Source organism: Flavobacterium sp. KKT103 (genome assembly GCF_055640565.1).
On record NZ_CM145766.1, the window covers coordinates 501,645 to 514,201 of the forward strand.

At 33.1% G+C, this 12,557-nt stretch carries 9 protein-coding genes; 8 read left to right on the plus strand and 1 reads right to left on the minus strand.

Features of this window, described 5'->3' with window-relative positions; all coding sequences use genetic code 11:
- Positions 1 to 101 precede the first annotated feature (101 nt).
- The 5 genes from ACZ2G0_RS02130 (at position 102) to ACZ2G0_RS02150 (ending at position 6,503) form a co-directional block, all read left to right on the plus strand.
- On the plus strand, positions 102 to 2,852 hold the full coding sequence (locus ACZ2G0_RS02130; protein WP_470308792.1) for a TonB-dependent receptor: 2,751 nt from the start codon (positions 102 to 104) through the stop codon (positions 2,850 to 2,852).
- A 213-nt stretch (positions 2,853 to 3,065) separates the two neighbouring features.
- The gene (locus ACZ2G0_RS02135; RefSeq protein ID WP_470308793.1) at positions 3,066 to 4,259 is read left to right on the plus strand and encodes a hypothetical protein; all 1,194 of its coding nucleotides are present in this window, start codon (positions 3,066 to 3,068) and stop codon (positions 4,257 to 4,259) included.
- 104 nt (positions 4,260 to 4,363) lie between these two features.
- Complete coding sequence (locus ACZ2G0_RS02140; RefSeq protein ID WP_470308794.1) at positions 4,364 to 4,702, plus strand: T9SS type A sorting domain-containing protein; 339 nt, start codon at positions 4,364 to 4,366, stop codon at positions 4,700 to 4,702.
- A 125-nt stretch (positions 4,703 to 4,827) separates the two neighbouring features.
- Positions 4,828 to 5,808, plus strand: coding sequence for a LuxE/PaaK family acyltransferase (locus ACZ2G0_RS02145; protein ID WP_470308795.1), 981 nt, complete (start codon positions 4,828 to 4,830; stop codon positions 5,806 to 5,808).
- On the plus strand, positions 5,787 to 6,503 hold the full coding sequence (locus tag ACZ2G0_RS02150) for a hypothetical protein (RefSeq protein ID WP_470308796.1): 717 nt from the start codon (positions 5,787 to 5,789) through the stop codon (positions 6,501 to 6,503). Before ACZ2G0_RS02145 ends, ACZ2G0_RS02150 begins: the two co-directional genes overlap by 22 nt.
- A 72-nt stretch (positions 6,504 to 6,575) precedes the next feature.
- Here the strand turns inward: ACZ2G0_RS02150 and tyrS are convergent, their stop codons facing one another.
- Entirely contained in the window at positions 6,576 to 7,874 is a 1,299-nt protein-coding gene (tyrS, locus tag ACZ2G0_RS02155; RefSeq protein ID WP_470308797.1) for a tyrosine--tRNA ligase, read from the minus strand.
- A gap of 669 nt (positions 7,875 to 8,543) precedes the next feature.
- On the opposite strand from tyrS, the gene ACZ2G0_RS02160 reads away from it, so the two are divergent.
- From ACZ2G0_RS02160 to ACZ2G0_RS02170, 3 genes are read left to right on the plus strand one after another with little or no spacing between them, the layout of a single operon-like run.
- Entirely contained in the window at positions 8,544 to 9,314 is a 771-nt protein-coding gene (locus ACZ2G0_RS02160) for a GLPGLI family protein (protein ID WP_470308798.1), read from the plus strand.
- Position 9,315: 1 nt separating this feature from the next.
- Positions 9,316 to 9,957 (plus strand): GLPGLI family protein, encoded by a 642-nt coding sequence (locus tag ACZ2G0_RS02165; RefSeq protein WP_470308799.1) that lies wholly within the window; start codon positions 9,316 to 9,318, stop codon positions 9,955 to 9,957.
- A 7-nt stretch (positions 9,958 to 9,964) separates the two neighbouring features.
- Positions 9,965 to 12,544: a TonB-dependent receptor gene (locus ACZ2G0_RS02170; RefSeq protein WP_470308800.1), complete on the plus strand. Its 2,580-nt coding sequence runs from the start codon at positions 9,965 to 9,967 to the stop codon at positions 12,542 to 12,544.
- Positions 12,545 to 12,557: the final 13 nt, after the last annotated feature.

The window sequence follows — 12,557 nt, forward strand, 5'->3', positions numbered from 1 at the left end:
ATTTCATAACATTTTCATAATATTAAATACACGCAATGATAACCTCTCGATAACTTCTGTTTAACAATATCACCTTTACTTTGCAAAAAATTTAAACACACATGAAACTTAAATTATTTATTTTGACACTTTTTATCAGTACACTTTCATTTGCTCAAAGCAAAGGAACGATAACTGGAATATTGACAGATAAAGATTCAAACAACGAAACGCTTCCTTTTGCGAATGTAAATTTAAAAGGAACAGTTATAAACGCTACAACGGATATTGACGGTAAATACACGCTTTCGGTTCCAGCAGGTAGCTATACCATTCAGTTTAGTTTTATAGGATACGAAACAATCGAAGTTCCTGTTACTGTAGTAAACGGTCAAACAATTACATTGAGCAAAGCTTTAGGCTCATCTAGTTATAAATTAGATGATGTAATTATCAAAACAACCTCTAATAAACAAAAAGAATCGGCTTTATTATTGGAACAAAAAAATGCAGTAGACATCAAACAAAGCATTGGAACCCAAGAATTAGCCCGTAAAGGAGTAAGTGACGTAGCAACGGCGGTTACCAAAACTACAGGAATCACAAAGCAAGAAGGTTCAGGAAATATCTTTGTGAGAGGTCTTGGAGATCGTTACAACTCTACAACCATGAACGGCTTACCCATTCCTTCTAATGATCCCGAAAAGAAAAACATGAATCTTGATATCTTTTCAACTGACATTGTTGAGTACATCTCTATCGACAAGGTATTTAACGGAAAATTCTACGGTGATTTTGCTGGAGGAAATGTTGATATCATCTCTAAAGACTATAAAGGTCAAGGGTTCTTGAAGATTCAATTAGGATCAAAAGTAAACACAAACGCTTTAGCAGTTGACAATTTTAGTTTGCTAAAAGGTTTTGGGAATTCAGGATTTACAAACCGTTCAATTCCCAATAACCCATTGATCGAGTACAATTTTAAAACAAATCAATTGGAAAATAAAAACCCAATTGCCGCCTCCTTTAACGTATCGGCTGGAAAATCTTTTGATGTAGGTGCCGAAGGAAAAATTAGCTTATTTGCTACTGCTTCATTTGATAATGAATTCAATTCTAAAAGCAACGGATCAGCAAGAGGTTCAGTAACAGGAGCAGGTGTAAAAAACAAAGATTTTAATCTGTATACTGATGAAAGCTACAACACCAATGCTACTGGTATGTTTAATTTAGGCTACAAAATCAACACCAACAATAAGATTAACTTTAATACGCTATACATCAACACTACTTCACTTTCCAAAAAAGAATACAGTGGTTATTTTGTAGATGGTGGCGATGACGGTAACGGTTTTATCAGAAGAAATGAATACGTTAAAAATGATTTATGGGTAAATCAATTGTTAGGAGAACACACTTTGAATGACCGTTCAAAATTCAATTGGGGCCTATCTTACAACATCGTAAACAGTGACATCCCTGATAGAACGACGAACACACTGAATAAAGTTGCAGGAGGCTATACCCTTTTATCTCGAAGTGCAGGTAATAACAACCGGTATTTCCAAAACTTAAAGGAAGATGAAGCAGCTACTAACTTAAGTTATGACTACAAATTCAACAAGAATGAAGAGGGTGACTTTCAAGGAAAATTAACAGCAGGATATAGCGGAAGAATAAAAAGTAGAGCGTTCAAGGCTACTCAATTTAACTTTAGACTTGATAACGCCCATTTATCAGACATAGTTGACCCAAACAATCTTGATTTGTTTTTTAACCAAGCTAATTTAGATAATAATTTCTTCAAGACGATTACTTTTAGAGGAGATGCATCGCTTTCTAACGCATTAGACCCTCAGGTATATGGCGGTGACCAATACATCAATGCGGCTTTTGTTAATACAGAATATAAATTCAAAAAATTAACAGCAGTTGTTAGTTTGAGAGGAGAAAAGATTACTCAAAAAATTATTTGGAATACGCAGTTAGAACCACGCGGAGACAAAAACCAATTGGACAAAACCGCATTTTTACCAAGTATTGTTGCCAAATATGAATTATCAGAAAATCAAAATTTACGTTTTGGATTAAGCAAGACCTATACTTTACCACAGTTTAAAGAAAAAGCGCCTTTTTTATATGAAGACATTACTACTGTGAAATTTGGAAACAAAGACTTGTACGCTTCTGATGATTATAACCTTGACATAAAATGGGAAATGTTTCCTAAAAGTGATGAGTTGATTTCGGTTACCGCTTTTGGTAAGTACATTTTAAATCCAATGAACGAAATTACGATTAACTCCTCTACTAATGATATCTCGTTCGTAAACACAGGGGATTATGGTTATGTTACTGGAGCAGAATTAGAATACAGGAAAAATATTTTTGCTATTGATGCTGAAAATTCTAAAAAACTAACAACGGGAGTCAACATATCATACTTGTACTCTAACCAAGAACTAAATGCTGATAAAGTAAAAAGAGAAACTGAATTTGAAGCTGACTTTACCAATAAAAAAGGAAAATTTACTGGAGCATCAGACCTTTTACTAAATGCCGATCTAAGTTTCTTTAATGAGTGGAATGACAAAAACAGCAACCTAACCTCAACATTGGCTTACAGTTACTTCTCAGATCGTGTATTTGCTTTAGGAACACAAACCAGAGGAGACATTATTGACAAAGCTTTTGGTACCCTAGATTACATTGCCAAGTTACAGTTGAATAAAAAAATAGGATTTAACTTTATTGCAAAAAACCTTTTAAATCCAACCATTAATCAAGTGCAAGAAAACGCAACTGGAGATGTGAACTTATTGACTTACAAAAAAGGAGTTACCTTAAGTTTAAGTGTTAATTACCAGTTTTAATTCTAAAACAACAAAATAAATTATAGGGAATAGCGTACTGTTATTCCCTATTCTCTTTATAATCACAGCTGTGCTTTAGGCATTATCTTAGAAACATTTACTTAACATAAAAGTAGCCGTTTTTTAAAACAAGGTTCATCTTTAGATAACACAAAAAGAAAAGGTTTATCCCATCTTTGTATCAACAAAATGATTAAAAAATATCAAAAAACCATGAAAAAATTAACTGTAAAATTATTTAGTCTGATGGCTGTTACGGCCGCCCTAATGACAAGTTGTTCATCTAACGACATAACAATTGACCCAACAAATCCAAACTTTGTCGCAAATCCAAATGATTTTCAAGGTGAAATTAACAGTGGCGAAATCACTCTTGATGCAACTAAAACGTATAAACTTACTGGAAAACTTCAAGTAAATAATGGTGCAACTTTAACCATTCCTGCAGGAACTGTTATACAAGGTACAGGTGGAACAGCTTCTTACATTGCTATCGCCCAAGGTGGAAAAATCAATGTAAATGGAACTGCAACTAAGCCAGTAGTTATGACAAGTGGTCAAGCAACTAAAAACGGTGGTGACTGGGGTGGATTAGTAATATGTGGAAAAGCGCCTATCAACCGTATCTCAGGCGGTGCTAGTACTGCTCAATCTGAAGTAGGTGGATTAACCTATGGAGGAACCGTATCAAATGACAATTCAGGTTCTATTAAATACTTGCGTATTGAATTTGCAGGAGCCCTTTTTAATGCTGATAAAGAGTTCAACGGACTTTCACTTTTTGGTGTAGGTTCAGGAACAACTATTAGTTACGTAGAATTATTACACGGTTCAGATGACGGTGTTGAATTCTTTGGAGGAACAGTTAATACAGATCACATTATCTCTATAGGTAACGAAGATGATCAATTTGACTGGACTGAAGGATGGTCTGGAACAAACACAGAATGGTACGGACGATTAGACTTCGGAAAAGGAAATAGAGGAATTGAAGCAGATAACTTTGAAGGTGGTTTTGGATTTACTCCAATTGCAAATCCAACTATTACAAACTTGACACTAGTAGGACCTGGAAGTACTGCAAATACAACTGCATTTGCTGAAAACCAAGCCATGAAACTAAGACGTGGTACTAAAGGTATTTTCAATAATGTTTTCATTCAAGGATGGGCAACTGGTTTTGATATCGAAAATGACGAAACTTTAGCCTTTGTAGGAACCGCTTTAAAAGTAAACGGACTAACTGTTGGGTCTGATGTTCCAACACTTACAAAAGGGAAAACTACTGCTGGAGCTAGCGCAACAATTAATGCTTCTTTTTACACAACAGTTACCAATACTGGAGCTGGAAACGGAGCTGGAATGCCAGCATGGGCAGCCGGTTGGTCTGCAGGATTCGCACTTTAATATTATAATTTATAGCTTAAAAATGCCTTTCAAACCGAAAGGCATTTTTTTTTGGTACACTATTTGAATTTAATTTCTTATATTTACGAAACCAAACAATGTCAATGAAAAAAAATTACTTTTATATTACAATTTTACTGGCGCTTTTATTTTCCTTGAATCTTCAGGCTCAGGACGCTAAGCCCGCAACTAAACAACAAGAGTCCGCTATTATTGAGGGCTTAAGTATGTACCCAAACCCCGTGAGTAACGGTAAAGTATATATTTCTACCAAAAATGATTCCGACAAAGAAGTTATTATATTTGATCTTTTAGGTAAAAAAGTACTTCAAACCATGCTAAGTACGCGAGAATTAAACATTTCAAATCTTATTCCAGGTGTTTATATCATTAAAATAAATGAAGATAACGCAACTGCTACTCGAAAATTAATAGTAAGATAAGTAAACAATCATATCAATTTTAAAAGCTCCATTGTAACCAATGGAGCTTTTTTGTTCCCGATATCTTTGACGCTAAAAAATCTTATTATCTTACTAAATTTATACCTTTGCCCTAAAAAATAGTTTTGATTACAGCTACTGATATATTTACCATTTCGAATCAAAAACAATTTGAAAAAATTGCCCTTAAAACATTTCGTTTTCAATACGAAAACAACTTAGTGTATAAGGAATTTTGCGATTTACTTCAAACGAATGTCTCCAAAGTCAAATCAATAGCTCAGATTCCGTTTTTGCCTATTCAGTTTTTTAAAAGTCATGAAGTCGTTTCTAATACCAATGCTATACAACAGACATTTACCAGCAGCGGAACCACCGGAATGATTACGAGTAAACACCTTGTTACCGATACTTCACTTTATGAAGAAAGTTACCAAAAAGGTTTCTCACAGTTTTATGGAAACATCGAAGACTATGTAGTACTGGCCTTATTGCCTTCTTACCTAGAAAGAGAAGGATCTTCATTAATTTATATGGTCGAGGATTTGATTAAAAGCTCCAATCGTCCTGAAAGCGGCTTCTATTTACACAATCATGATGAATTAATAAAAAACCTTACCGCACTGGATGCCGCTGGACAAAATGTGATTTTAATTGGAGTAACTTATGCTTTACTTGATGTAATCGAAAAGCACCAATTCCAACTACAAAACACCATTATCATGGAAACAGGCGGAATGAAGGGCAAACGAAAAGAGATGATTCGCGAAGAGTTACACCAACAGCTCTGCGCTGGATTTGGAGTGTCTGCAATCCATTCTGAATACGGAATGACGGAGTTGCTATCGCAAGCCTACTCGCTTGGACAAGGTGTGTTTGAGTGCCCTACTTGGATGCAAATCCTAGTACGCGATACTGAAGATGCGTTAACATATATTCCGCATGGTAAAACTGGCGGTATTAACGTAATTGATCTCGCTAACCTCAACTCCTGCTCTTTTATTGCTACTCAGGATTTAGGAAAAAAAATCACCAATAACTCTTTCGAAATTCTGGGTCGTTTTGACAATTCAGATATTCGCGGATGCAATTTAATGGTACTTTAGAAATGAATGTACGCCTTTTAAGCATTGCTTTATTCTTATTTTCTTTTTGTCTTCAAGCGCAAGCTGAAGAAATAGAACTTGTTTTAGACTCTATTCAATCCAAAGACCCAAGTGCTAATTCCCGCGTTTTTACTATTCATTATCGAATAAAAAATAAAACCGCAGCGCCAATTTCTTTTATTCTCAACCCTAATGCAATTCGATCAAATGTATCTAGTGCATTGGCATGGATGCCTTCCTACCGTTTGTACCAAGATACTATTCGCATTGACGCTGAGAGTATATCGAGTCCTCTAACCAACGACAAAAAGAATAAAGAATTTATCGACAAAATGCAGCAAGAACTCAGAGATAATAAAGGTAATTTAGAAGCCTATCTCCTTAAAAAACAAAAAGGAAACCGGGAGACAACTAGTAAAAACATATTGAACAGCATATTAACTTTTCAACCTCACGAAAGTAGGTCGTATGCCGTAACCTTCAACTGGGATAAAAACCGATACGTTACCCATTATGAAAACGAATACTACCTTGACGAAAAAACGTCGCACTACATGGACCTTGTTGTGATTTTACTAAAGGACGAACTGTATACTCGATTACTTCCTGAGGATAAACTTAAAATTGAAGCGAACACAACTATACTAAGAGGCTGGTTTCAATCGAATAAAGTTGAGATCAATTTAAAAGAATAAGTTCCTTTTTAAACAAAAAAAATCCCAACACTTTTTCACAGTATTGGGATATTCTATTCTTAATAGAACCTATTACACAATTCGAACTACAAAATAATTTTTCTTACCGCTTTGTAAAAGCACAAATTGGTTGTTGATTAAATCTTTTTCCGAAAGGACAAAATCTTCTTTTACTTTTTCTTTATTTACAGCAATTGAATTAGCTGTTAATGCTCTTCTTGCCTCTCCATTAGACTTAAAGAATCCTGTTTTTTCGTTCAGAACCGAGATTATTTCGATTCCTGCTAGGATATCGGCTCTTGCTATTTCGGCTTGCGGAACACCGTCAAAAACTTCTAGAAAAGTAGCTTCATCCAATTCTTTTAAATCATCAGCCGTTGCATTTCCAAACAAAATATTAGACGCTTTAATGGCTTTTTCTAATTCTTCTTTAGAATGTACAAAAACAGTTAATTCTTCGGCTAATTTGCGTTGTAGTGCTCTTTGATGCGGCGCTTCTTTATGGCTTTCAATTAAGCTTTCAATCGTTTCTTGATCTAAAAAGGTGAAAATTTTAATGTATTTCTCCGCGTCAACATCTGTTGTGTTCAACCAAAATTGGTAAAATTTATAAACCGAGGTTTTATCGGCTGTTAACCATACATTACCGCCTTCTGATTTACCAAACTTAGAACCATCAGCCTTTGTAATCAAAGGGCAAGTCATGGCATAAGCCTTAGCTTCTTCACCAACATTCATACGGCGTACTAATTCCGTTCCAGTGGTAATATTTCCCCATTGGTCTGAACCACCCATTTGAAGCAAGCAATTGTATTCTTTATGCAAATGATAGAAGTCATACCCTTGAATTAACTGGTAGGTGAACTCCGTAAAGGACATTCCTTCGCCTTCGCCAGACAATCTTTTCTTAACAGAATCCTTAGCCATCATATAATTTACTGTGATGCGTTTACCTACATCACGAGCAAAATTGATAAAAGAAAGCTCCTTCATCCAGTCGTAATTATTTACCAGCACCGCTCCATTAGCTTCGGTAGCGTTAAAATCTAAAAAGCGGGATAATACCCCTTTTATTCCTTCTACATTATGATTTAGCGTAGCTTCGTCTAGTAGGTTTCTTTCATCTGATTTTCCTGAAGGATCACCAATCATACCCGTGGCACCGCCTACTAAAGCAATAGGTTTGTGTCCAAAGTTTTTTAAATGTACCAAAAGAATAATAGGAACTAAACTACCAATATGTAAAGAATCAGATGTAGGATCAAAACCAATATAAGTAGCGGTCATTTCTTTTAAAAGTTGTTCTTCGGTTCCAGGCATAATGTCGTGAACTAATCCGCGCCATTGTAATTCAGTTATAATATTTTTCATTCTAGTACATATAATTTTATGCAAATATAAAATATAATGTGGATTAGGATATTTGTTTAGTACTATATTCAAAAAAATACAGTCATAAGCTCGAGCTACAAACCTAAAATTAATAGGACAACGTTTAAACATAAAGATTGTATTAAAGACAAATTCCTAATAATAATACCATTTTGCAAAAACAAACATTCCTTTTAATAATGTAGGAATTATTAAAACATAAAAACTAGGCTAAATCGAGAAGAACTTTACTGACACAGGGAGGATCAATAATATACTTTGTGTTAAAAACATCATTACCAGCATATTAATTTTTTATGAATAATCCATAACTTATTAAATTTTTGTTAATTAAATATTCGATTCGCTATAATTCTTTTTTTTTTTTTTCATATTTGTAAGGATTAATCAAAAGAAAACAACTCCTAATAGAGAAAGCATTAGTTTTTCTATCATTTTACAATAATGCGTATAACTAAGTAATGACCGAAGTACAGGACATATTTTATTCAGAAAATAAAAGGCTGAAATGTATTAGCAAATCAAGATCATAATTAAGTAGCACTCTTGAGCGAACATTTACCTACTATCTTATTTGTTGGTAAATAATAGTAAGAAAATCAAAAGTATCTGCGCCTATGGCCCAGATACTTTTAAATAATCAGTAATATGAGAATAAAAATAATAATAGCATTTTTAATATTTGGCAGTCATGCCTTTGTGAACGCACAAGTTAGTATTAAAGTAACCTATGAGCAGCAAAATATTTATCCCGAAAATTATTGGGATAAATTCCCAGAAGAACTTAGAGAAAAAACCAAAAAACTATTGACTACACCAACAACTTTGCACTTGATCAACAACGGTGATACATCTCTAATTGTTAGTAAAACTGAAGAACTAAATTTTCCAAGTACGCAAGAAAACAAACCAAATGAAAAGAACTTTGGAGAAACAATAAAACTAGCAGAAACTTGGGTTTACAAAGATTTCAATACGAATACAACCACCAACAAGATAGAATTAAACCAGAAAAACTATTACAAGCAAAATCCTTTTGACAAGACTATCTATGAATTTGAACCAACAGCTACAAAAAAAATAGATGATTACGATTGTAATTTGGCTTACTACATTAGTAAAAAATCTAACGACACCATTAAATATTGGTATGCCAAAGAAATTGCTATCGCAGATGGTCCTTTTGAAACAACTAATATTCCGGGACTTATTTTACGATATGAAAATAAATACCGCGTAGTCTACGCTACAAAAATTGAATTTATTGCTTCCAAGATAAATATTGAACCACTTGACCCAAAAATACCAGTTATCTCAAACGAAGAATACCTAAAGCTAAAAGCCGAATCATTAAAACCAAAAGAATACGTAGATGAAAAAGGCAAAAATGTCAAAACAACTAGCCTTATAATTAAATGATATGACTGCAATAAAAAATTTATTTTTCTCGATACTTTGTTGTGGATTTCTTAGTGCACAATCAAATGTGAAAATCACATTTTCTAACGCTGTTAATCCCACTATTTCACAAATAAAAAGCAAATCTCCCGAAAAAGTCCAAAATCATGCATTAAGACGTATTCGAAGTACTCAGTTCCTAAGTTACATGAGTATAGAAAAGGAATTTGTTTATTATGAAACAAAAGCGATAATAATAGACAACAAACAATCAGAGAAAATAGTAACGAGCGCGACAAAATATTATGAAATCCCGTCTGTTCAAATTACTATACCCGCAAAAAAATACCTGAAAAATAGTAAACAAAATTCGATAGCAACTTATGTCGATAAAAAATTAATACGTGAGAAGTTACCAGCTATTAATTGGAAAAAAACTTCTAGACAGAAAGAAATACTTGGATATAATTGCTCAGAAGCAAAAGGTGTTTTAAAAAATAAACCAGTCACAATATGGTATACAACCGAAATAAAAGGAATCGGTTCACCCGAAAAAATACCTTTTATTAAAGGTGTAGTACTTGAATACACTGCCGAAAACCGCTCGGCAGTTGCTACAAAAATTGAATTTGACCAACCTGCAATTAAAAATTTCTTCAAATAATAGACTAGTGAATATAAAAATTCTTGCATTATTATTTTTTCCGTTTTTACTCTTTTCACAAAATAAAATTACCCTAGAAGTAAAAGATAATAATACCAATCCAATACAGCGAGCTATAGTAATCGTTTCTCAAGATAATAAGCAAATCAATTCCGGCACTACTGATGCCTCTGGAACATTAAACCTACTCCTCCCTGATGGGGATTTTATATTGACAATAAACAAATTAGGATATGAAACAAGTATCACTAATATAGTCGTTGACAAATCCCAGACTATCACTGTTACTTTAAGCGACAAAATAAACAAACTCGACGATGTTGTCATAAAAAGCCGTCCCAAAATAATGAAAATTAAAACGGACACGATAACCTACAATTTAAAAGCAATTGTAGACGGAACAGAGAAGAAAGTAGAGGACATTATTAAAAAATTACCCGGATTTGATGTAGATCAAACAGGTAAAGTCTCGTTTAAAGGGAAGGAAATAGGCAACATCCTAATAGATGGAAATGAATTTTTTAACAATAAACATCAAATGGCCACGCAAAATATTGATGCAGATCTGATTGATGGCATTGACTTATTGACCAATTATAGTGGTTTTTCAGGAGAGTATAGTGGCGGTTCAAATGGTACTGCCCTCAATCTAAAAACGAAGGAAGGGTACAAAAATAAGTGGATGGGAGATCTAGAATCTAAAGTAGGTTTGAACAACTCGCTCTTGTTCCATAACAATTTATTTAAATTTTCTTCAAAAGGAAATATTGCAGTAATTCTTGATTACAATACAGTAGCTAAAAACCCCATAACTATCGATGATTATATTGACATGCAAAACATTGGCACTATTAAATCATCTGAAAGTACTTTTAGCAACTTTGAAATCCCTACATTTTTAAATTCTAACTCCTATTTTACAGCGCGAAAAAACAGTTTTATGGCTGCAAATTATACCTACTTAGTGAATCCAAAACTAAAAATTACAGCTAGTACCATTTTGAATAATGCCAATAGTATACAGGCACAAAATAAAAACCAAACGAATTTAAATGATGCAAATAACAGCTTCAGTTTTAGTGATTACAAGGACGCCGATTATTTTTTAAGTAACACTAATTTCAAATTAGAATATAAAAAAAGCAAAAAAACATTTATCTCTTACATAATGGGTTTAACACCTGATTCAAATAAAGAAAAAAATGATATTCAATCTCTAAATACCATTCATTCACGAGCAGCAAATAACAATTTGAATTTTGGTCACCAATTCCAAGCACTTACTAGCTTAGGTTCAAAAATAAAGTACACTTTTAGTTTGGTAAATAAATTTAGTACGATTGACAAATCACTAATGCTAAATACAACTAGCAGTTTTTTTGATACTAACCGTGCTCAATTGAATCAAAATATCAAACAGAAAAATAGTTCCTACGCGATTAATAATACTTTCTCAGTACCTTCTAAAAAAGGAACATACACTGTGAAGTTAAATCTACTGCATGATAAAAATATTTTTGACTCACAAGTAGATCAACTTTCAACCTATACTAACAATTTAGAATTAACAACCCAAAAAGTAGAGGTAATCCCTTCATGGAAAAGACAGTGGAACAATAAATGGAACTCAACTTTAGCAGCTAAATTAACTTATAACAACGTTCAATTAGAACCTAAACGGTCTTCATTTTATAGAATAGAACCATTGCTGCGTATTGGGTATGCAATTAGCAGTTATAACAACCTATCCTTTAATTATACCATCAATCACAAATTACCTATAATAGACGAGTTAAAATCCAACAACACTATTCTTGACTTTCAAACTATAAAAGGAAATAGTTTAATTAATTACAATCAAATCAGCCCTTCCAATGAATTCTCTATAGAATATCAAAACATCAACAGCAGAAATCAGAGTGTTTTATTTACAACTATAAACTACAGCACAAATACTCAAGTATTTACTACTAATACAAATTATGAACCTTCGTCAATAACTATTCAACCTATTTTAGCTAATATAAACAACTTAATAAATGGGTTAGCATTGTATCACCTAAAGTTTTCAAAAATACCACTGTCATTAAAAAACACAATTTTATATAGACACACCTCGGGTGATTCACAAATAAACGCTGTTGAGAATACTTTGATTACAAAACTACTATCGACAACGACTACATTACAATCCAATTTTAAAAAGACAATAATGCAATTCGATTTAGGATTTAATTACAGGAAATCCTCGTTTGAGCAATCCATAAATTCATTTGCTAATGTAACCTCTTCATTTGAATTTTCATTCCTTCTAAAAGGACAGATTGAAAATAAATTTAAATGGGATCTTGGAATCAATAGGAATTATCAAAACTCCAACTACTCTACTAACACTATTAATTTTTTAAACACAAATCTAGAATACAACTTAAATAAAAAAGTTAAAATCAAGTGCAATGGCTTCAACCTTTTAAACTTGAATAACAGCAAAATAATTAAAACCAATCTAGACACTGCTTTTTTCACTGAGACAATTACTCAAATTATGCCCGGCTATGTTTTACTTGGACTAAATTATTCCTATTAATCTCAATCTTCTA